Annotated in this window: 22 protein-coding genes and 1 pseudogene; 14 read left to right on the forward strand and 9 right to left on the reverse strand. The window is 60.4% G+C overall.

Features of this window, described 5'->3' with window-relative positions:
* The first annotated feature begins 409 nt into the window (after positions 1-409).
* On the forward strand, positions 410-1573 hold the full coding sequence (locus B6S01_RS06625; RefSeq protein ID WP_081570313.1) for a hypothetical protein: 1164 nt from the start codon (positions 410-412) through the stop codon (positions 1571-1573).
* A gap of 147 nt (positions 1574-1720) precedes the next feature.
* Entirely contained in the window at positions 1721-2134 is a 414-nt protein-coding gene (locus B6S01_RS06630; RefSeq protein WP_174525892.1) for a DMT family transporter, read from the forward strand.
* 33 nt (positions 2135-2167) lie between these two features.
* Here the strand turns inward: B6S01_RS06630 and B6S01_RS06635 are convergent, their stop codons facing one another.
* The 3 genes from B6S01_RS06635 to B6S01_RS06645 all read right to left on the reverse strand — a co-directional run bounded on the left by B6S01_RS06635 (position 2168) and on the right by B6S01_RS06645 (position 6565).
* Positions 2168-2866, reverse strand: coding sequence for an HAD family hydrolase (locus B6S01_RS06635; RefSeq protein WP_197689945.1), 699 nt, complete (start codon positions 2864-2866; stop codon positions 2168-2170).
* 23 nt (positions 2867-2889) lie between these two features.
* Positions 2890-3879: a UbiA family prenyltransferase gene (locus B6S01_RS06640; protein WP_051908226.1), complete on the reverse strand. Its 990-nt coding sequence runs from the start codon at positions 3877-3879 to the stop codon at positions 2890-2892.
* 382 nt (positions 3880-4261) lie between these two features.
* Positions 4262-6565, reverse strand: coding sequence for a GumC family protein (locus tag B6S01_RS06645; RefSeq protein WP_081570314.1), 2304 nt, complete (start codon positions 6563-6565; stop codon positions 4262-4264).
* A gap of 321 nt (positions 6566-6886) precedes the next feature.
* On the opposite strand from B6S01_RS06645, the gene B6S01_RS06650 reads away from it, so the two are divergent.
* Genes B6S01_RS06650 through B6S01_RS06675 form a run of 6 tightly spaced genes read left to right on the forward strand, consistent with a single transcriptional unit; the run spans position 6887 to position 11810 of the window.
* The gene (locus tag B6S01_RS06650; RefSeq protein WP_037464570.1) at positions 6887-7756 is read left to right on the forward strand and encodes a cytochrome c oxidase subunit II; all 870 of its coding nucleotides are present in this window, start codon (positions 6887-6889) and stop codon (positions 7754-7756) included.
* Positions 7756-9474 carry a cytochrome c oxidase subunit I gene (locus B6S01_RS06655; RefSeq protein ID WP_037464568.1) on the forward strand — a complete coding sequence of 573 codons (1719 nt, stop codon included), beginning with the start codon at positions 7756-7758 and terminating at the stop codon, positions 9472-9474. Before B6S01_RS06650 ends, B6S01_RS06655 begins: the two co-directional genes overlap by 1 nt.
* Positions 9471-10070, forward strand: coding sequence for a cytochrome c oxidase subunit 3 family protein (locus B6S01_RS06660; protein ID WP_037464566.1), 600 nt, complete (start codon positions 9471-9473; stop codon positions 10068-10070). The genes B6S01_RS06655 and B6S01_RS06660 overlap by 4 nt, the downstream gene beginning before the upstream one ends.
* Before the next feature lie 12 nt (positions 10071-10082).
* Complete coding sequence (locus B6S01_RS06665; RefSeq protein ID WP_037464563.1) at positions 10083-10775, forward strand: heme-copper oxidase subunit III family protein; 693 nt, start codon at positions 10083-10085, stop codon at positions 10773-10775.
* A 5-nt stretch (positions 10776-10780) separates the two neighbouring features.
* Positions 10781-11134 carry a cytochrome C oxidase subunit IV family protein gene (locus tag B6S01_RS06670; protein ID WP_037465157.1) on the forward strand — a complete coding sequence of 118 codons (354 nt, stop codon included), beginning with the start codon at positions 10781-10783 and terminating at the stop codon, positions 11132-11134.
* Between the two features lie 13 nt (positions 11135-11147).
* Entirely contained in the window at positions 11148-11810 is a 663-nt protein-coding gene (locus B6S01_RS06675) for a c-type cytochrome (protein WP_231567986.1), read from the forward strand.
* Here B6S01_RS06675 and B6S01_RS06680 read toward each other — a convergent pair whose 3' ends face one another.
* A complete protein-coding gene (locus tag B6S01_RS06680) occupies positions 11811-12611 on the reverse strand; it encodes a DUF2189 domain-containing protein (protein WP_037464557.1) in 801 nt (266 codons plus the stop codon). It abuts the gene before it with no gap.
* A gap of 311 nt (positions 12612-12922) precedes the next feature.
* Between B6S01_RS06680 and katG the strand changes: the two are divergent.
* Positions 12923-15171: pseudogene (gene katG / locus B6S01_RS06685) on the forward strand (catalase/peroxidase HPI).
* Positions 15172-15231: 60 nt separating this feature from the next.
* Here katG and B6S01_RS06690 read toward each other — a convergent pair.
* Positions 15232-15849, reverse strand: a complete 618-nt coding sequence (locus tag B6S01_RS06690) for a hypothetical protein (RefSeq protein ID WP_174525893.1) — start codon at positions 15847-15849, stop codon at positions 15232-15234.
* Positions 15850-15933: 84 nt separating this feature from the next.
* Complete coding sequence (locus B6S01_RS21015) at positions 15934-16140, reverse strand: hypothetical protein (protein ID WP_156103345.1); 207 nt, start codon at positions 16138-16140, stop codon at positions 15934-15936.
* A 117-nt stretch (positions 16141-16257) separates the two neighbouring features.
* Between B6S01_RS21015 and B6S01_RS06695 the strand changes: the two genes are divergently transcribed.
* From B6S01_RS06695 to B6S01_RS06715, 5 genes are all read left to right on the forward strand, one after another.
* Positions 16258-17079, forward strand: a complete 822-nt coding sequence (locus B6S01_RS06695) for an alpha/beta fold hydrolase (protein WP_037464551.1) — start codon at positions 16258-16260, stop codon at positions 17077-17079.
* 41 nt (positions 17080-17120) lie between these two features.
* Positions 17121-17420, forward strand: coding sequence for a hypothetical protein (locus tag B6S01_RS06700; protein WP_037465153.1), 300 nt, complete (start codon positions 17121-17123; stop codon positions 17418-17420).
* Positions 17421-17539: 119 nt separating this feature from the next.
* Positions 17540-18430, forward strand: a complete 891-nt coding sequence (locus B6S01_RS06705; protein ID WP_037465152.1) for an iron-containing redox enzyme family protein — start codon at positions 17540-17542, stop codon at positions 18428-18430.
* 5 nt (positions 18431-18435) lie between these two features.
* Positions 18436-18747, forward strand: a complete 312-nt coding sequence (locus tag B6S01_RS06710) for a response regulator transcription factor (RefSeq protein WP_081570315.1) — start codon at positions 18436-18438, stop codon at positions 18745-18747.
* Positions 18748-18827: 80 nt separating this feature from the next.
* Positions 18828-20054 carry an MBL fold metallo-hydrolase gene (locus B6S01_RS06715; RefSeq protein WP_037465148.1) on the forward strand — a complete coding sequence of 409 codons (1227 nt, stop codon included), beginning with the start codon at positions 18828-18830 and terminating at the stop codon, positions 20052-20054.
* A gap of 13 nt (positions 20055-20067) precedes the next feature.
* Here the strand turns inward: B6S01_RS06715 and B6S01_RS06720 are convergent, their stop codons facing one another.
* From B6S01_RS06720 to B6S01_RS06730, 3 genes are all read right to left on the reverse strand, one after another.
* On the reverse strand, positions 20068-20541 hold the full coding sequence (locus B6S01_RS06720) for a hypothetical protein (RefSeq protein WP_037464549.1): 474 nt from the start codon (positions 20539-20541) through the stop codon (positions 20068-20070).
* Between the two features lie 112 nt (positions 20542-20653).
* Positions 20654-21154: a DUF3617 domain-containing protein gene (locus B6S01_RS06725; RefSeq protein ID WP_037464547.1), complete on the reverse strand. Its 501-nt coding sequence runs from the start codon at positions 21152-21154 to the stop codon at positions 20654-20656.
* A gap of 114 nt (positions 21155-21268) precedes the next feature.
* The gene (locus B6S01_RS06730; protein ID WP_037464543.1) at positions 21269-21805 is read right to left on the reverse strand and encodes a DUF3617 domain-containing protein; all 537 of its coding nucleotides are present in this window, start codon (positions 21803-21805) and stop codon (positions 21269-21271) included.
* Positions 21806-21838: the final 33 nt, after the last annotated feature.

Genomic DNA, 21838 nt, shown 5'->3' on the forward strand with positions numbered 1-21838 from the left:
TGAACGCCCAACGCTCGTCCGGGGCAATGCAGCGGCTGGCGCGCGCCGGGCATGTGTCGGCGACACGCCGTCCCCTTGCAAGGGGTGCAGCATGATGTACCCAACGGGCACCATTTCCCAGGCCGTGCCTGCTTCTCGCGCGAATTTCATTGCGTGATGATCGCCGAATGGGCGCAAATCGAAACAACTATTCCGGACTTATCCTACGAGGCAAAGCAATTACCCCAAGGGGTGGCGCTTGTCCGAAAGCGCACGTGTGAATTGAGGGGGGCTGCTGTAAGAAAATCGTGATTGATCAAAGCCAAGGGAATGTTTCATGACCGCCCGCTGTACGCTGCGCTCAATCACGATCGATCCCTGCCGCGGGGGATAACACCCACGACGGCGCTGGACTGAGGGGCGCGGAGACATGGCGTTGAAAATGCATCCGGCGGAAGCACGCGAAGCTTATTTGATCCCCATATTTCTGGTCACCATAGTTGTGGCAGCTATCCTGCCCATGTTCTTCGAATCCTATAGAACGACCTATTTTGGCATCATGTCATATGATGATTATTCCCGATATCTCCTGTGGCTGCTGGGCGAACCCGGAGCGGAGATTCCACCCAGCCCCCACCCATATCGTCTCGGTTCCATAATCCTGGCGGCGCCATTCTACTACCTGCCAGTCGTTACGTTTTCCGGTCAGGGCATTCAGCAAGCGCCCATGTTGATGGATCCCGAACATATCAGAGCAGTGCAGGCAATGTGCGCGGCCAATATCGCCTATGCGACCCTTTCTGCCTGTATCGGGGGACTTTATCTCGCATTCTGGCGCAATGTTTCGATGGGCTGGGCCTTCTCGGCGGCCCTCCTGTTCCTTTTGCTGACGCGCTACTTGGGCATGGGATCCGTGGATGGCATAGCGACGCTGCCACTTATTATCGCGGCCATTGCGATGGTGGAGCGCAGAATCGCCACCTTCGCCGCCGCAGTCATTCTCGGGACAATCGTCAATGAGAAAGTGGCGCTGATCGCCTTCTTTGCGACGAGCCTTCGAACGCTGTTCGTGGCGGAGCATCGCAGGGTTCATTTCATGATGGCGGGCATCGCCGCCGTCGCGCTTGCAGCATATGCCGCAGCGGTCCTCACGCTCGCATTGCCCGGCCTCGACAATCAACGGGATCCGAGCACCTATCTTTCCGGGATAATCGGTTCGGTCGGCGGTCTCGTCGGCATGAAGGGCGCCTATCAAAATCTTTGGCCGGCGATCGTCTTGCTCGTCCTGGGGTGGACGGGCATAAGGCAGAGCCGTGATCCTATGGTCTATGTCTGCGATCTGGGCGGCATAATCGCCCTGTTCCTGTTCGCCCTGGCGCTGGACGTCCAGTATAATGTTGGCCGGATAGTCATGTTCTCCATGCCGCTGTTCCTGCTTGGGGCGGTCGAGAACATGGCGCGGTTGTCCCTCAGCGCAGGCTCGCGTGCGCTGCACACTAGCGGACGCGATGCGGCAAGGCCCACGGTGTCCGCTCCAGCATTTCCGACCCTGGCAGGGGCCGAAGGCACTAAACCCTCGCCAAGCGTCAGCTAAGGCGGGCGATGGCGCGTCTATGCGCCGCAGATGACGACGATGCTGAAGAAGCGGTGGCCGGACGGCGATGAGCCTGACGGTTGCGCCAGGTGAAGCCGACGAATGGGATATGGATTTATGGCAAAGGCAATGCTCCTCGGACTGATTGTGACAAGCGTACTCCTATCCGCGGCTGCGCAGCTTATCCTGAAGATCGGCATGTCCAGCGCCACAGTGCAAGGCGCTCTGGCCCAATCTGAACAGTCGCTGTTCCGTGCGGCGGTAGTCATTGCAACCTCGCCTCTGATCATCCTTGGGCTTAGCTGCTTCATATTGAGCGCGGTGGTGTGGTTGCTGGTCCTGGCGCACGTCGATCTTTCGACGGCTTACCCCTTCATTGGACTGGGCCTGGTCCTCACGGTAGCGTCAGGCTACTTCATCCTTGGGGAGCCGATGCCCATGACCAAGCTCGTCGGGGTCGGGGCCATTGTTTTCGGCGTGGTGCTGATCGGCCTCTCCGTGTCCTCAAAGGACAGGACGGAAAAGCTCTCAGGGACTCTGGTGCAGACGTCCCGACTCTGATTCTGGAGCCCGGACTATTGCGGCCGCAAATAGTCAGGCCATTTTTTCCCTATATAGTGGCTGGAACAAAGCGTCCGCGAAAGACTCGAAGCATTCGACTTCCGCTGGCGCACCACGGGACAGAATAAGCGCGCGCATATTAAGGCGAGCGGCCACCGCCCAGTCTCGATCGACACGATCGCCAATCAGCACCGCACGGTCGGGAGAAACCCCTGTCAACCGCAAGAGCTTTTCGAGTCCTGTCGGATCGGGCTTGGGACGGCCCACATCGGGATCAGTAGCGGCGACGACAAAATCGGCGGTGAGGCCTAGCGCGGCTAGCTTCGCCGCAGCCGGATAATCGGAAAAGATCGCGATCCGCTTGCCCTCGCGCGTTATTGCTTCGAAGAGCTGCTGGACCCCCGAGCGGCGACAGGCGGCAAGCATGGAAAGGGGGCGCTCTTCCATCCATTCGGCGACCATCGTGCGCACCGCTTCAGCGGTGCAACCACGCCGTGTCGCGGGAACGGCATATTGAGCGACCAGGAAGTCCTTGGCCGGGCTTTCCGCCAGCGCCTCGCGACAGCGACGAAATTCACGAAGTGTCAGTAGCGTATTGAGGCTTCGGCGGACGATCGCGTCGCGCATCAGAGCCATCAGCATGCGCGCCCGCAGGCGCTTTTGATCGTAAAGGGTGCCATCCATATCGAAGATGACGAGATCGATCGCATCCCAATCGAGCGGAATGGACATCCTTGCCGCCATGCCGCGCCCGATCAATCGACTTTAATGAGATAGGGCTGCGAGAGCGAGTCCAGCCAAGGCACGTCCACGAAGGTTGCGACCGCAACCGCCAGGACGGCCAGGCCAGTCGCAGCCAGCAGGCGGCGTGAACGAAATAGTCGCTCAGGCCGCTGCGCGACCGACCCCTCCCGCAACGCCAGCCACATATAGATCGCGAACAACCCTGCGATGAACGGAAAGGCGACAATATATTCGAGGCGATACTTAATCAGAAATACGGCAATGAAAAATGCCGAAAGCATCGCGTAGAGGAAGCAGGATACGGTGAGATTCTCACTCGAATAGCCGCGGAATGATTTGCGGTAACGGTGCAGCATATCGACGCCCTGACCAGCAACGACATCGCGATATTCACTCAGGCGTTTGGCGCCCATCAGGAAAGCGCCCCCTGCCCAATATGCGATGAAGAGGCTGGCCGGCGGCAGAGCGGTAGAATCCACCATGGCCCAGCCAAGCAACAGACGGATCGGATTATTTACCGACTCGCTGATGACATCGAGATAGACTTTGTCCTTTGTCCGGATCGGCTCGACATTGTAGCTTATTCCCGAGAGTCCGAACGCCACCGAGGCGACAAAGAACAGATGTCCCAATTGGTAGCCCAGGAATAATCCAAGGAGCAGCAATGTGAAATATTCAGCATAAACAAGGGTCGGTGAAAGCGCATGATGAACTGCGGTACGTTTTGACTTGACCGGATGAAAGGCGTCAGATTCGCGATCCAGCCATTCGTTGATCACATAATTGGCCGACGCGATCAGGATAGCGCTCAGAAAGCCAACCACCAGTCGATCGACCGAAAAATGCACCGCGCCCTGGTGGATAGCATAGGCCAGCACAATGCCCGGGATGATGAAGACATGCTTCGTCATGTGGTCAAAGCGCGCGATGGCAAGATAGTCGCGCAGCGATGCTTGAGAACGAACGACGCCGGGGTTTGTGGCGTCAGACTGGTTGATCATCACATTCTGCTCCTTCCGGCAATGCAGATAAAACTCATCCCGTTCGCAGCGATCGCTGACCGTTATCATGCACAATGTTGCAGATAGTTATTGCCATAGAGGCCAGTGTCAAGCCAGTGTCGCCGCAGGTTCAAAAGGGGCAGATTTGCGACGCTTATGGATACAGGTCAGCTGCATTCCGCCGCGATTGCGATTTCGAACAGTCCCTGAACGGGCAACATCTTCGCAGAGCGGTTATTACGGTCGCCCAAGTAAGAGCGAGTCCATTCTCTGTGCCTTCGAGACTGGACAGGGGGCTGGAGGCTGCCCCTCTACATTAAGTAACCTGTTATAGAAAATGCAGAGTCTGCCGCCGGCCGAACCCGGGGGGCAGCCGATGGGATCACGCCATATGATCCGCGCGATCGCGCCAGCGGAACGAAGTTACCCGCTCGTACCAACGGCGGCGGGTAGGCATCTCGCCGTCGAAATATTCTGCTGAGTCCATGTAGAACTGGACAGGGTCGCCATAGCCGCGGCGCGCATGTTCTGCATAATCCACACGATTTATGACCACCCCATCCACCGGCTTTTGCAGCACCTGCAGCGCGGCGCGCACCTGCTCGATCGTGGTGCGGCCCCAGCGCACAACCAGCAGGGTGTGGTCGGCTGCCTTCATCAGCATACGCGAATCACGCGTCGCGAGCGTGGGTGGCGCGTTGATGATCATGAGGTCATATTGTTCACGCAGATGGTCCAGCAATTCGTTGACCCTGCCCAGCCGCATGAGCGCAACCGGATTGCGCGCAGGTTCCCGTGCGCTAAGCACAACCGGCTCCACGGCGGTGACCCCGGGCGACTCTGCGCTTCCAGGCAATTGTGGCCTCAAAGGCGCAGGAAGCATGTGACGCGCATCGACCGCCCCGGTCAGATAATCGACCAGGTCAGGCCTTCCGTCGGAATCGTCGGTTGAACGCCGCATCTCGTCACTGGGACGGCGCAGATCGAGGTCGATGACGATCGCGCGGCGGCCCATGGCGACAGCCGCCGCGAGCAACGTAAGGGTGACCGTTGATTTGCCATCGCCGGTGATTGGCGAAGTGATCAGCACCGTCTGGGCTTTCCCGGGCTGGGCTATTTCGGCCACCTCGCTGCCAAGGCCCCGAGCCACTTCGGCGAATAGAGACTGAGGATCCTGAAGCACGGGATTCGCCTTTGCCGATGTCAGGGCGTCACCGGCCAGTTCCGGCAACATGGCGAAGGTGCGAAGGCCGAACTGATGATATATCTGCTCGGCATTCCAGAGGCGATTGTCCGTCAACTCGATCCCGAACACTATCAGCAGCCCGAGGATCAAGGATCCCGCGAAGGCGGCAAAGGTCGCGGACTTCGGGCGCGGCGAGATCGGATCCTGTGGAACGGCGGCAGGTGACATCAGGCGCGAATGAATTCCGGATGCGGCGAGGCTGGTCTTTACCTCTTCGGCTCGCGTGCTCATCGCAGCGAACGCGCTGCGGGCCGCCTCCGCATTCCGCTCAAGCGCGTTCAGTTCGACGGTAGCAGCGGTATTCGCAAACGCCTTGCCGGTGATCGAACGCAGCGTTCCTTCCAACTGACCGGCTCGGGACGCGGCAGAGGCGGCCTCGCTCCTTGCCATCCCCGCTTCGCGGGCGGCCTGCGCCTGAGCCTGCGTCGCAGCCGCGGCAAGAACCCTGGCCTGTTCTTGGCGCATGCTGGTGGACGTTTCCGAGATTTGCGCTTCAAGGCCGCGCATCTTGGGATGTTCCGACCCATACATCATAGCCAGTTCGCTGCGCGTGCGGGTCAGATCGTCCAATTGCCGCCTTTGCTGATCAAGCAAAGGAGAGGTCGCGCCAACAGTCGTGATGTTGCCCACGGCCTGAGCTACGCCAGCGGCGCGCGCGCTCTGCGCGGCGCGCATGGCGGCGGCGGACGCGGCTTCAGCCGCGATCCGATTGATCTGCGCATAATCTTCCGCCCCACCGGCGCCAGTGAGCAGCTGGTGTTGGCGGCGGAAATCGGCGACCGCCCGCTCGGCCTCGTGCGCCTCGGTGGCAAGCCTTGCCCGCTCGTCATCCAGTTGGCGGACGATCTTTGTCTGCCGGTCATCGCGCATGACCGACCGGTGAGCAGCGAGACTGGCAGGAAATTGGTTGGCGATCTCAGACGCCAGATCAGGCGATGTGGATCGCACGGTGATCTCGATGAAATCGGATTCCTTGAGGCTGGTGATCGATGTGCTGGACATCAGCCTTCCGGCAAGGCGCTGCAACCGCCGATTATCCAAAATGGCGCTTGTGGGGAGCGGCGTCTCGTTAAAGCGCGGATCATAAGCGAGCTTCAGATCCTGCACCACGCGTTCGGCAAGAGAGCGGGACCGATAGATGCCAGCTTCATTGGCGACGCGCTGCTGGTTGCGCGCGGCCAGATCCGGCGATCCGCTGTCATCGTTCAGTTCGACCTGCACCGTCGCAGTGGCTTGATAAACAGGCGTCGCAGTCAATTGTATCAGCAGTACGATCAGTACCGTGAAGAACATAATTGCGCCCAATAACAATTCATGCCGGCGAATGATCTTGATGACCTGTCGAACCGAGAGGCCGGAAGGTCCTGTTCCACCTTCAACCGGCCGGTCAGATCTGTCTTCGAGAAGCGGTGCGTTCAGCGTTCCCGATTGCGATAACATGAAAATGTCCTCCACCAGGGTTCATGACCCCACAGGTCGCCGACCCTCCTGCTTTTAAAAGACCTAATCAAACAATCTTAGGGCGCAGTCGGCAGGAATAATGATTAACCCCTTCGAGCATCGCCGCGCGAAAGAGAAGTTATCCGCTATTCCGCGTAAAAGTGTAACATGCGACAACCAGGTCGGCTTTGCGGCCCCGGGTCTACAGCTTTCACATTATCGCATTTTTCTGTAAGCTGACATTCACGATTGTTTCCAAGGCGAATCGAAAGACGCCGGAATAGACGGCATCGAGGCGCCGACATCGATGGGAGAGGGCCTGTGTCGATTGCGGTCGCCATCGCCATGCTGGTGTTGGGTTCGGTCGCATTTCACCTGTTCAGCCCCTGGTGGCGGACGCCGCTTGCCTCCAATTGGGGCTCCATCGACTCCGCGCTCGACATAACACTGTGGATTTGCGCGGCGGCATTTATCCTGCTGAACCTGTTCATGGCGTGGACACTGGTTCGCTATCGGCACCGCGCGGGGCATCGCGCGCATTATGAACCGGAAAACAGCTCGCTGGAAAAGAGGCTGACCATCTGGACCGCGATCGGCATAGCCGGGATGCTCGCGCCGGGACTGGCGGCGTGGGGCCGCTATGTGTCGGTGCCGCAGGATGCAGCGATTGTCGAGGCAGTTGGCCAGCAGTGGCAATGGTCCTTCCGCTATCCCGGTCCCGACGGCGTGCTGGGCGCAGCTGGGGTTAAATATATAACCCCCGACAACGTGCTTGGCCTCGACCCTCTCGACCCATTCGGACGGGACGATCTGCTGGTAGAGGCCGGGGACTTGCATCTGCCGCTGGGCAAGCCGGTGAAGATCGTGCTGCGGTCAAAAGATGTTCTGCACAATTTCTACGTGCCTGAGTTCAGGGCGAAGATGGATCTGGTGCCAGGTATCGTCACCTATTTCTGGATGACTCCCACCAAGGCGGGGACCTTCGATATCCTCTGCGCGGAGCTGTGCGGTACGGGGCATCATGAAATGCGGGGCAAAGTGATTGTCGAAACGCCAAAGGCGTTCGCGCAATGGCGGGCACAGCAGACAAGCTTTGGTCAAATCCTTGCTGAAGCGCCGCCGGCCGCAATGTCCATCCTGCTGATCAAGGCCAACGCCTGTATCGTGCCCACCGACCGGAGCGCCCGTTGATGGCTACCACCCTGGCCGACGACCTGCGACCGCTGCATCATCCGCGCAGTTGGATCACTAAATATGTCTGGAGCCAGGATCACAAGGTTATTGCGATCCAGTATAGCGTCACCGCGATTTCGATCGGACTGGTGGCGTTGGCGCTGTCCGGGCTGATGCGGTTGCAATTGGGCTTTCCGGGCGTCTTTCCCTCCATCCAGCCGGACAATTATCTCCAGTTCGTGTCGATGCACGGCATGATCATGGTCGTTTACCTGCTTACAGCCCTGCTGCTCGGTGGCTTTGGCAATTATCTGATCCCGCTGATGATCGGGGCGCGGGACATGGTGTTCCCCTTCGTAAATATGCTCAGCTACTGGCTTTATCTGCTGTCGGTGATCGTACTGGTCGCGGGCTTCTTCGTGCCGGGCGGACCAACGGGGGCGGGCTGGACGCTTTACCCACCCCAGGCGATCAGCGAAGGGACGCCAGGGCATCAGTGGGGCATCGCCACGATGCTGGTCAGCCTGGCCATCTTCGTCGCGGCCTTTACCATGGGCGGGCTTAATTATGTGACGACGGTGCTGCAGGCGCGGACCAAGGGCATGACGCTGATGCGGATGCCCCTATCGGTGTGGGGCATCTTCACCGCATCGGTTATGGGCCTGCTCGCCTTCCCCGCGCTGTTCGTCGCCGCGATCATGATGCTGTTCGATCATTTTGCAGGCACCAGCTTCTTCATGCCGACCATGCAGTCGATGGGCGCGATCACCGATACGCAAGGCGGAAGCCCCCTGCTGTTCCAGCATCTCTTCTGGTTCTTTGGCCACCCCGAAGTCTATATCGTCGCCCTGCCGGCCTTCGGCATAGTGTCCGACCTGATCAGCGTCCACGCGCGACGCAACATCTTTGGATATCGCATGATGGTCTGGGCGATCGTCATCATCGGCGCGTTGAGCTTCCTCGTCTGGGCGCATCATATGTATGTAAGCGGGATGAACCCCTATTTCGGGTTCTTCTTTGCCACATCGACGCTGATCATAGCCATTCCGACCGCGATCAAGGTCTATAACTGGCTGCTGACCCTGTGGCGGGGCGACATTCATATGCGCGTGCCGATGCTGTTCGCGATCGCCTTCATCTTCACCTTCATCCATGGGGGGCTGTCGGGCCTGTTCCTAGGCAATGTCAGCGTTGACGTGCCCCTGTCCGACACCTTCTTCGTCGTCGCACATTTCCACATGGTGATGGGCGTGTCGCCAGTGCTGGTGATCTTCGGCGCCATCTATCACTGGTATCCAAAGATTACCGGCCGGATGTGGAACGAAGCGCTCGGCAAGCTCCACTTCTGGATCACTTTCCTCGGAACCTACGCGATTTTCCTGCCGATGCACTATCTGGGCATATTGGGTGTGCCGCGCCGTTATTATGCGCTGGGGGAAACGGCCTTCATCCCGCAATCAGTTCATCTGGCAAATGAATGGATCAGCATCGCGGCACTAATCGTGTTTGCCGCACAGGGCCTCTTCTTCTTCAACATGATCTGGAGTCTGTTCCGGGGACCGCGCGCCGACCCCAATCCGTGGGGCGCTGCGAGCCTGGAATGGCTGACGCCGCAGACGCCGCCCACCCACGGCAATTGGGGTGCGAAACTGCCGGTCGTCTATCGCTGGGCCTATGACTACAGCGTGCCCGATGCGCCGCGCGACTTCATCCCCCAGACGGAACCGCGCACATGACCATCCTTTCGCGCCTCGCCGAGAAAAGCTGGGAGCCCGCGAGCGACCGTGATCCCGTCGTTCCGTCCCGGAGCCGGCCTTCCGCCGGGAGCGTCGGCCTTGCCGTATATCTTGCCGTTGCGATGGTCATGTTCTCGCTGTTGGGCGCGGCGTACTTCATGCGCATGGGGCTGCATGCCTCAATGGGCCATGCGGACGACTGGATCCCCATGCCCGATCCGCCGCTGCTGTGGATCAACAGCGCCATTTTGGTAGCGAGCAGTGTAGCTTGGGAAATTGCGCGGCGATCCGATGCCGAAGGCCCTTGGGTCCGCGCTTCGATTGCCGGAACAGCGCTTGGCCTTTTCTTCCTCGTTGGTCAGTGGATACTGTGGCGCCAATATCAGGCGGGGGGCTATTATCTCGCCTCCAATCCGGCAAACGCCTTCTTTTATCTGCTCACCGCGCTGCATGCCATCCACATCCTTGTCGGATTGGTCGCTGGCGCAAGAGTGCTGGCGGAGCGGAACCGGGCACATGTCCGCCTTTGCGCGATCTACTGGCACTTCCTTCTGTTCATTTGGATTCTGATTGCCGCGCTGCTCGTATCGACATGAGGTCACATCGCCATGTCCAATAGCCTGTCGGACAAAAGAGATCGGGAGATCATAACGCCGTCCCTGCGCGAAATCGCCGCAGACTGGTCAGCCGATCAGGAGGTGTTTCGCCATACCCATTGGGGCAAGGCGATGATGTGGATATTCCTCCTCTCCGACACCTTCATCTTTTCCTGCTTCCTGACGGGCTATATGACGATGCGATCGTCCGCGACTCTGCCCTGGCCCAACGCAGCCGAAGTATTTGCCCTCAACATCGGCGGGCAAGACATCCCCCTCATCCTCATCGCGATCATGACCTTCGTCCTGATCAGTTCCAGCGGCACGATGGCGATGGCCGTCAATTTTGGATACAGGCGTGACCGGCGCAAGACGGCGAAACTGATGCTGCTGACCGCTGTGTTCGGCTTGATGTTCGTCGGCATGCAGGCTTTCGAATGGACCAAGCTGATCCACGAAGGCGTGCGCCCCTGGAGCAATCCCATGGGCGCACCGCAATTCGGCGCATCCTTCTTCATGATCACCGGCTTCCACGGCCTGCATGTCACATGCGGGGTCATCCTGCTGTTGATCATCGCGTTCAAGGTGGCGCGCGGCCATTATGACCGGACGGGCGATTACAGCGCAGTCGAGATTACCGGGCTCTACTGGCATTTCGTCGATCTGGTCTGGGTCTTCATATTCGCCCTCTTCTATCTCTGGTGATGGCCATGGAGCATGAAATAGCCAGTCCTGAAACCACTGCCGCCCATGAAGGACAGCAGCATCCCATCAGCCTTTACCTCAAGGTATGGGGCTATCTGTTCCTGCTGAGCGCCATGTCGTACATGGTCGACTATGTGCAGATCCAAGGGATCGTCCGCTGGACGCTGATCATCCTCTTCATGCTGCTGAAAGCGGGCCTTATCCTCTCGATCTTCATGCATCTTGCGTGGGAAAGACTGTCACTGATCTACGCCATCCTGGTGCCGCCGCTGCTGCTGCTGGTCCTGGTGCGCATCATGATGGTCGAAGCGGATTATGCCTTTTGGACGCGGGCGATCTTCATGGGCGGGGGAGGATGAAGCCTTGAACAGGATGCGCTGGCTGGTAACGGGCCTTTGTATTGCCGGAGCGACCGGCGCGCTCTGGAGCGCCAACTGGTTCGCGGGGCAACTCTATCCACACAGCAATGGAGGGGACCTTGCCTACGAGCCAGCGGACGACATGCCTCCGCGCATCGACATGGCATCCGTGCAGCGGGACTGGCCCGCGAGCCTCGGCGCCCCGGGCGAAGGCAACCGGCTGATCGCCTATCATCGTGAGATGCGGGGAAAAGCTCCCCTGCCCGACGCCGCATCCATACCGACTCAAGCGCCCGTCGATCTCGGTACGCTGCTTGCTCGGGCCGATGTCACTATGGGCAAGGCGAAGATACAACTGTGCGCCAGTTGCCACGACTTCACCCAGGGTGGGCCCAACCGCATCGGGCCGAATTTGTGGGGCGTGGTTGGACGTCCTGTTGGGGGCCACCCCGGCTTTGCCTACTCGCCCGCGATGATCGCGGACGGTGGCGGCTGGACCTATGACAAGCTGTTCGCATTCCTCGCATCACCGGCACGCGACATGCCCGGGACGAAGATGGCCTTTACGGGTCTGAGGCGACCGGAGGATCGGGCGGCGTTGATCAGGTATCTCGCTACTTTGGGAAGTGGAGCGCCGCCGCTGCCGAAACTCGCGCAGGACGGCGCTTCCCAATAATCAGCGAACCACCGCTCGCGTGTAGAGGTGCCACGTCGCATAGCCCAGCAACGGCAACACAACCGCCAGCCCGACCAAGCCCGGCAACGCGCCCAGGATCAACAGCCCGACCACGATCAACCCCCATGTCGCGACTGTCATGGGATTGTTCCATGCCACCCGACCCGACGTCCGCAGCGCGACGCCCCAATTGACGTTCTTGTCGATGATCATCGGGAAGGACACCACGCTGATGGCCAGCGCCACAATGGCGAAACCCAGCCCCACCAGATTGCCGATGATGATCATCTTCCAACCTTCGGTCGTTCCGAATACCGCATTCAGGAAGGCCCCTACGGAAGAAACAGCCTCCGGCCCAAGCCCGCCCACGGTCGCACTATAGATGAACCAGGCAGCAGCGATCCATGCGAGGAACAGCATGGCCGTGACGCTGGTCAGGTCTAAGAGCGACGGGGCGGACGGCCCGCGAACCACATCAAGGAAATGCCGCCAGCGGGAATCCAGGCCCTGTTCGCGGCGACGCGCCAGTTCGTAAAAGCCGCTCGCCAGCGGGGGGCTGAACAGGATGGAGCCGGCCAGCAGCGGAAAAAGCAGCGGCAGGATCGATACGCGGCTGGCTATCAGGATGGCGAAGAGCACCACGAGGGGATAAATGATTCCGATAAAAACCAGGTCGCCACGCTTTGCCTGAAAGTCCTCCCAACCCTGACCAAGCGAGATTCTAAGGTCGTCGAAGCCGATCTTGCGGATTTCATACTCGCCGCTGCCCGGTACAAGATCTGCTGGATGCGCAATTGCCATGGTCGCTCTCCCTGCGAAGTTACCATGAATGACGCATAGAATTACCCTCAGTCGGGATCGATACGGGGGCAGCCATTGTGCATGGCCTGCGCTGCGTATCGTCTCGGCATGAGGAACGCCTCATGGCCAACCATGGGACATTACACCAAAGCGGGAAGAAGCGGAACAGCAAAGCCGTGAAAGCATGGACCTGAGCACGTATCGATGGGCCTGTGATCGCTTTTGTCGATCATGATAACGAATGTTAATCGCTTTCCTCATCGCCGGACTGGTCCTAGTTTGCAAATCCACGACTGAAAGGAGAGCCATCAATGGACGCAAAAACCGGCGGAAGCCCGCTTAGCTGCCCGGCCAAGCAGCCTGCCGCGCTCAGGTCACTGCTGGGGCGCACGAACCGCGATTGGTGGCCCAATCAGCTGTCACTCGAAATTCTCCACCAGGATGGCGCCCACGCCAATCCGATGGGCGAGTCCTTCGACTATGCGAAGGAATTCCTGTCGCTCGACCTGGAAGCGGTCAAGAAAGACCTGCACGCGTTGATGACCGACAGCCAGCCCTGGTGGCCAGCGGACTACGGACATTACGGCCCGTTCTTCATCCGCATGGCGTGGCACAGCGCAGGCACCTATCGTACTGGTGATGGACGCGGCGGCGCGTCTTCGGGCGGGCAGCGGTTCGCGCCGCTCAACAGCTGGCCCGACAACGCCAATCTGGACAAGGCGCGCCGCCTGCTCTGGCCGATCAAGCAGAAATATGGCCGCAAACTATCCTGGGCCGACCTGATGATCCTGACCGGCAACGTCGCCATCGAGTCGATGGGCGGTCCCGTCTTCGGCTTCGGCGGTGGGCGCGAGGATGTGTGGGAACCGCAGAAGGACATTTACTGGGGCACCGAGGAACAGTGGGTCGGCGATCCCGAAAATCAGACGCGCATTCAACCTGACAAGGAAATGGCGCTGGAAGATCCGCTCGCCGCGATCCAGATGGGCCTCATTTACGTCAACCCCGAAGGTCCGGGCGGCAATCCCGATCCGCTCCAGTCGGCGCGCGATATTCGTGAAACTTTCGCGCGCATGGGCATGAATGACGAGGAAACGCTGGCGCTGACCGCTGGCGGCCATACCTTTGGCAAGGCGCATGGCGCTGGTGACGCTTCCAAGGTGGGGGCGGAGCCGGAGGGCGCGGATATCGCGCAGCAAGGCCTTGGATGGCAGAGCGGGCATGAAAGCGGCATCGGCGATCACACTATCACCAGCGGCATCGAAGGCGCCTGGACGCCGACGCCGATTCAGTGGGACATGAGCTTCTTCCACATGCTGCTCGACTATGAGTATGAGTTGGTGAAGAGCCCGGCCGGCGCAAAACAGTGGCAACCGGTCAATCAGAAGCCGGAAGACATGGCGCCTGGCGCGCATAGCCCCGAAAAGCGCCTGCCCACGATGATGACGACGGCCGACATGGCGTTCCGGGAAGACCCGGAATATCGCAAGATCGCCGAGCGTTTTCGCAATGACCCGGCTGCGTTCGCCGATGCATTTGCCCGCGCCTGGTTCAAACTATGTCACCGCGACATGGGGCCCAAGAGCCGCTATCTTGGCCCGGACGTCCCCCCGAGGACCTGATCTGGCAGGACCCCATCCCCGATGCGGACTATGTTCAGATCAACGATGAAGATGTCGCGACGCTGAAGCAGACGCTCTCGGATTCGGAACTGACGGTGAGCGAACTTGTGCAGACCGCCTGGGCCTCCGCATCCACGTTCCGCGGATCGGACAAGCGCGGCGGCGCGAATGGCGCGCGTATTCGTCTGGCTCCGCAGAAGGACTGGGACGTCAATCAGCCCAGCGAGCTTGCTCATGTGCTCGGCGTGCTCGAACGTATCAAGGCCGAGTTCGACGGTAGCGTGACGGGCGGCAAGAAGGTCAGCATCGCCGACCTGATCGTGCTTGGCGGTTCGGTTGGCATCGAAAAGGCGGCGAGGGAGGCCGGTCACGAAATCGTGGTCCCATTCTCGCCCGGCCGGACCGACGCGTCACAGGAGCAGACCGATGTCGAAGGCTTTGCCGTGCTTGAGCCGAAGGTGGACGGTTTCCGCAACTATCTGCCGGTGAGCTACAGCGTGCCGGTCGAGGAGCTGCTGATCGACCGCGCCAATCTGCTGCGATTAAGCGCGCCGCAAATGACCGTGTTGATCGGCGGCCTGCGTGTGCTGGGCGTCAATCATGGCGGTTCGCGGCATGGCATGTTCACCGATCGGCCGGGGCAGCTGACCAACGACTTCTTCGTCAACCTGCTCGACATGGGCACGGCGTGGAAGGCGGATAGCAACAAAGGCGACCTGTTCATCGGCACATGTCGCGAGACGGATGAGCAGAAATGGACGGCCACACGAGTAGATCTGGTCTTCGGCTCCAATTCGCAGCTTCGCGCCCTGTCGGAAGTCTATGCCGCCGCTGACGCAGGCAGGAAATTCGTGGAGGATTTCGTCGCGGCCTGGGTAAAGGTGATGGATGCCGACCGCTTCGATCTTCGTCGGTCGGGGCTGACCGCCTCCGCCTGATACTGATGCCGCCACGCAGCCTGTTTGCACGCTGCGTGGCGGCAACCATTCATATCCCTGTCAGTGCAGGTCGCGCCTGCCATAATCGGCATCGCCAAAGCGGCTCTGTCGAGGCAGGCGCGAAGCGCCGTCAGGTTCGCCCGGCTCGTGGACCAGTTCTTCGAACAGAGCGCGATAGTGGATCATCGCCTGACGAAGATCCTCGGTATCGGCTTCGCCGCGAGCATGCCGGATGGCGATGTCATGGGCAGAGCGATAGTTCTGGACCACTTCGGGATGATCCACGGACAGGTCAGCCGAGCGGCGGTCGAAGTCAGCGATCGGATAGCCTCGCGCTTCCATGACTTCGGTCAGCAGCACATCTGCGCGAGAGACCGCGCCTTGGGGATCATCGACAAACTGACTTTGCACCTTCATCCAGCCATCGTTGAACATATCAACCTGCTGGGGAGACAGGCGCCGCAGCGAAAAGTTCGCGACACGCCTTTCGCGTTCCTGCAATTCGGCTTCCGCCCTGCGGGAGCTGCCGACTTCTTCGACGGTGCGGGAATATTCCGGTCCGAATTTCGAGCGCAAATTGGCGCGATGCCGGTTGCGCATCAGGAGCACGAACATCCCTGCCAATAGGACAAGTACGACCAGTCCCAGGCCGATTTCCAGGGGAGTAAGCGTCACCATGACATCCTCCTTGGCCTGTTGAGGCCGCTGACGACGCCCACCGCTGTCGCTGTTAACCTTGATCGGCGGCGCTTTGTTCCGCGTTCAGCGGCGGCGAAACAGCAGGTAGGCAAAGGCAGCCACGACCAGCCCAATCCCTATCGTCCAACCGCTGGAATGCGGCACAGGCTGCGGAGCCGGCTCTGTCTCAAACGGACGGTCGGTAGCGGGGGAAGTCCCCGGCTCTACGGGCGCCGGGTGCAGCGGATAGGGGGATTGGCTGGCGGCAGGCACGCGGGGCTTGTGAGTCATTGCTATCTCCTTGCCCTTCCCAACTCGGCGCGCTGCACATGGCTCCCTGACGCATTCGATGGAACGTCGCGGCTGGCCGCCAGTTGCCGAAACTTAAAGTAACAAGGAGCGGCTTCGATGCACATTCAAACAGCTGAAGGCCATGCCATCCATGTCAAGGACATGGGCGCCGGACACCCCGTCATCCTCATCCATGGCTGGCCGCTGACAGGCGACATGTGGGAATATCAGACCCTGGCGCTTCTGGAGGCAGGCTATCGCGTGATAACATATGACCGGCGCGGGTTTGGCCATTCGGGCCATCCGGCGGACGGTTATGACTATAATATTTTCGCGGACGACCTGGCGGCGGTCATCGACCATGTCGGCGCGTCCAAAGTCTCGCTCGTGGGCTTTTCGATGGGCGGGGGCGAGATCGCCCGCTATCTGTCGCGCCACGGATCGGGCAAGGTCGATCGGGCGGTGCTGATATCATCGGTCGTGCCCTATTTGATGAAAGACGACAGCAATCCCGACGGGGTTGATGAGTCCGTGCTGGACCAGATGCAGGCACAGGTGCGCGCGGATCGCTTCGCTTTCCTCCAGAGCTTTGCCAAAACATTCTATGGTATCGGCCTTGTTTCCAAGCCGGTGAGCAGCGCCCTGTTGGACTGGACATTCGCGCTGGCGATCATGGCCAGTCCCAAGGCCACGATCGATTGCATAAACGCCTTTGGCCGCACCGATTTCCGCCCGGATCTTGCCGCCTTCAACATTCCCACGCTGGTCATTCACGGGACGAGCGACAAGACGGTCCCGATCGATCCCACGGGGCGGGCGGCAGCGGCGGGCATAGCTGGCGCGGAACTGGTCGAATATGATGGCGAACCCCACGGCCTGTTCGCGACCGCGCCGGACCGGCTGAACGCCGATCTGCTGCGTTTCCTGGATCAACGATGATGCGGCGAGCGGCAAGAGCCAGACGAAGCCGGGAAACAGGATTGTCCTTCGCGCCGCCAGTCAATCCGCTTGGGCTGGCAATCGACAGCTGGCGGCTTGGCATGGAGGCGTGGACGGTGATCGGCCTCCGTATCCCCAGGCTGCTTGCTGGCAATCCGGCCGCCGCGATGGAGGCGCAGCTTATGGTTGCAGAGAAGATAGAAGCGTTGGGCGTACTGCAATGGAAGGCGATGACCGGCAGTCTGGGTGCGACGCCTGAAGCCGCCATACGCGGCTCCATCGCGCATTACCGCAAGTCGGTGGCCGGTAACCGGCGGCGGCTTGCTCGACCCCCGAAATGATGCGCCCCAAAAATGAGATCCCACGAAAACAGGCACGGTTGATCCTGATTAGGCAGTTTAAGGGGAACGCCGCGCCCATCCCTGAATTGAACAATCATACAATCAGGAGAGAATTTTCCGTGGCTACACGCTTCATCGCAACAGCATGCGAATCGCAGTTTCTTCAGCAAGGTTTTCAAGAACGGCTTAGTCATTGGAACCGGCAACGGCTTGCTCCGGCCTATCCTGGCGACTGGGAGGAAAGGTTCCAGCAGGATCAGGTGATGCTGCGGCTGGAGCATGGCTTTGTCGAGGAGTTGCGATCACGGATACGCGACCGCGCTTCGCAGGCGCCGACCGATCCCGATGGCTTCATCCAATGGTTCGAGGCGCTGGAACAATCTGGACCCGGCCAGCACGATGCCTTGTTCCCCTGGCTCGCCGAAGAGGCCGAGCGGGACGAGATACGCTGGTTCCTGACGCAGGAGGCGGCGGGCGAGGCCGGCTTCGACGACCTCGTTGCGCTGACACAGGTCAAGCTACCCGATTCGCCAAAACTTGAACTGGCCAGAAATTATTGGGACGAAATGGGTCGCGGTAACGCAAAGGGCATGCATGGCCCGATGCTGGCCCAGTTGGTGACCACGCTTGACCTGTCCCCTTCGATAGAAGCCACGGTTTGGGAAAGCCTGGCGCTGGCCAACGCCATGACCGCGATGGCGACCAACCGATGTTATGCATGGCACAGCGTTGGCGCGCTGGGCGTGATCGAGCTGACCGCGCCGGGCAGGTCGGCGCATACGGCGCGAGCGCTGCGCCGCATCGGCCTCACCCAGTCTGAACGTCGCTACTTCGACCTCCACGCGGTGCTGGACGTCAAGCACAGCCGGGATTGGAACGAATTGGCGATCAAGCCTCTTGTGGCGCAGGATCCGCGTCGCGCAACCGCGATTGCCGAAGGCGCGCTGATTCGCCTGAGCTGCGGCGAACGCTGTTTCGACCGGTATCGCGCTCATTTCGGGCTGGGATGACGACGATGTCCTGCAATCACGGGCGCATTCTGCTGGTGGAAGATGACCCGGCGCTGGCCGGGATGATCGCCGATCTCTTGCAGGCGCAGGATTACGAGGTCGATGGCCCCTATTCGAATGTAAGCGACGGCATCGCCGCCCTCGCCAGCCATTTTCCCGACGGCGCCGTGGTGGACCTGCACCGACAAACCGAAGGGGCGAGCCTGCTCAAGGACGATCTGGCAGCTTATGCCATTCCCTTTCTCGACGGCGAAGATCGCGGCAAGGCGCCGGTGGAACGGCGCCTGCTACCCTGGCTGCGGCATATTCGACATTGAGGCGGGACGCCGCCACAGCCCCCTTGCCCGCCGCCATAGGACGATTATGACCCTGCATGGTGATCATTGCAGGAGACGGCATGGGCCGCATCATCGGGAAAATCATGCGCTGGGCGGGGGTCGCACTTCTTTTTCTCATCATCGCCCTGTGCCTTGCGATCACCATCATTCCCCCTTTCCTCGACCGCACTTATTATGACGGCCCGCTCAGCCGCCATTATGACGGCGAGCGCTTCTTCAATCCCGATGGAGAGATCGAATTTTCCGCGCCGCCCGGAAGCAACCGTCGCGGTTTTCTCGCCCGCTGGCTGATCGGAGGAGATGACCGGCCCGAATGGCCCGACGCGGTAGCCGTAAGTCCCTCGCGGCCTCCTGCCTTCGCGGCCCCTCTCGGTATGACCGCAACCTGGGTTGGCCATGCGACGGTACTGGTGCAGGCCGCCGGCCTTAACATACTGACCGATCCGATCTGGTCGGACTATGCCAGCCCCTTGCCGCCGCTGGGACCGAAACGCGTGGCACAACCGGGCATTCGCCTTGACGACCTGCCCAAGATCGACCTGATCATCATCAGTCACAATCATTATGATCATATGGACGTCCCGACGCTGAAAAAACTGTGGCAGCGGGATCGGCCCAAGATCGTCACCAGCCTTGGCAACGACACAATCCTGAAAGCGAACGGCATCCCATCGACTGTGCTCGACTGGGGGCAATCTATCAGCGGAGCCGCTCTTAATGGGCTGGGCGCGCAAACCGTGATCCAGTGCGAAAATTACGAGCATTGCCCGGACTATCGCGTCCATGTGCTGCGCAATCATCATTGGAGCAGCCGTTGGGGCGCGGACCGCAACCGCGCTTTATGGTCAAGCTTCGTCATCACGACGCGAGCCGGCAATATCTTCTTCGCAGGCGACACTGGCGCCGGGGACATGGCCTGGCCGGAAGACGCATCACGGCTGGGACCGATCCGGCTGGCCATGATACCGATCGGCGCTTTTCGTTTTTGGGCGGGACAGATGGAATCGGGCGCGCACATCGGCCCGGAACGGGCGGTCAGCGTCTTTGAAAAGCTGAAGGCATCGACCGCCATACCTATCCATTGGGGAACATTCCGCCTGTCCTACGAGCAATGGAGCACGCCGCCGCGCCTATTGGAGCTTTACCTGCGGTGCGCCGGGATAGAGCGGAGTCGCTTCGCACCGCTACGCATCGGGCAGCACATTCAGGTGCCGGCCTATTCGCCCGTACCACGCGGGCCCAAGCGATGCGACCAACGAGCGATCAGGGCGCTGGATGAAAACTGATCCCCGGTGGCGTTCAGACCGGAGCCGAAGGCGCAAACATGGCGCGATAATTCCGTCCCGCCATCGCGGCGAGATATTCGGCCTGCATCTCCGAAGTCAGCAGTTCCATCATCTGCCGTCCTTCGATCCACAATTCGATCACGCCGAAAGCGCCCCCGCGCTTGCGATATTTGGCGGGCCAGCCTTCACGCGCGGCGATGGCCATCACCTCTGACATTGTAAGCGGCGTGGCGAGGGCGGCGTGGGTGGCGGTGAAGCGGGTCTCGCCAGTCGGCTCGCCAAAGGAGTCGGCGTCTCCCTCCTCCTCGCGTAGAACGGTATCGATCGGATAGACCTCTACCGCTGTGCCACGGTCGTCGCCCGCCACCGCGATCCAGCTGCCCGGCGTCACCGGCGGGAAATAGAAGGCTTCTCCCCGCCACATTTCCGCGATGACCTCTGCGACACGCCTGGGATCATGAGCGGCAATCGAAAGATGAAACAGCATGGGACGACTCTCCGCCGTGCTTTTGATGCTCGTTGCAGAATGACATAAATCGGGCGCGCCCGCATCCTCCCTTCGACGGCAAGGGGAGGATGCGGGCGAAGACGCAACCGCGTCAGACCTTGCTACATTCTCCTGCCCGCTTGCCGCTGACGTCGTGGGTCGTGCGCAGCACAGGGCTGCCGTCCACCGTCTTGGTCATGGTGCTGCCCAGCGTCAGCGTGTCGGCTGTGTAGTTACCTTCGAGCACGATCTCCGAAGTGCCCGCCCCGGATTTACAGGACAAGGTCGCGATCAACCGCCCCTTGCGCAGCATCTTGTCCTTGTAGGTGCAATCCTCCCCCTCGTCCCCCGCCAACGCATTGGCGTCCGGTATCCCGGCTGCATCGACAGCGATACAAAGACTATCCTCGTCTGTTTTCTGGAGGGCGGCCTGATATTGCGCAGGTGTGACGGTCGGTGTGTTGTAGCCGGTGGTCTTGCGCGTGATCGTCCACTCCCCCGCCTTCATCAGGATCGGCGCTTCCACCGGTTCGGGCTTGGGCGCCTCTTTGCCGCATCCAGCCAGGCAAAGCATCACCGCCAGCGGGGCTGCCGCCAGTATCGTCTCTCGCATATCCTCTCCCCTGTTCACTTGCGGAACGGCGGGAGGCTCGCTCTGCGGCATCAAAAGCGCAAGCGAAATATCGCCGCAGTCAATTGGACTATACCGCGCGCAGCCGTCGCTGCGTCAGGATGTCGTGCAGGTCGCTCCAACCCACTTGCCGCTGGTCTTGGCCTTCATGCTCATATTCATGCCGCCCGGTGCACCGGTCATTTTCATGTCAATGTTCATTTCATAGCTTTCCGGCGCGTAGCTGCCCGACATGACCGCGTTCATCGCGCCCTGCTCGGCCTTGCAGGAAATTTCCCCCTTCACCGAACCGCCGCTGGCGTCGAAGCCCTTGTAGGTGCAATCCTTGTTTTCCTGTCCCGAGAACATCTTGCCGCTGGGGTTGGCGGCCTCTTCGGGCGAGACGCAATATTTGATGGAGGTGCGATTCATCATCTTCTTCATCTGCTCTTCCATCTGGTCACCGCCGCCCGGCATATCGGGCATGTCGATGTCCTCGAGCATATAGCTGCCTTCCCACTCGCCGGGCTTGAGCTGCACCTTCTGCACTTGCGCCTTCACCTCTTGCCGGCTCTGCGGTTCGCCAGAGGGCTTGTCGCTACAGGCGGCCAGTAAAGCGGTCATTCCGGCAAGGCCAACCATCGTCCTGCGCATCGATATCCTCCCTGTTGCACCCCGTGGGCAGCA

Origin of the sequence: Sphingobium herbicidovorans, assembly GCF_002080435.1 — a bacterium.
GTDB classification, from domain to species: domain Bacteria; phylum Pseudomonadota; class Alphaproteobacteria; order Sphingomonadales; family Sphingomonadaceae; genus Sphingobium; species Sphingobium herbicidovorans.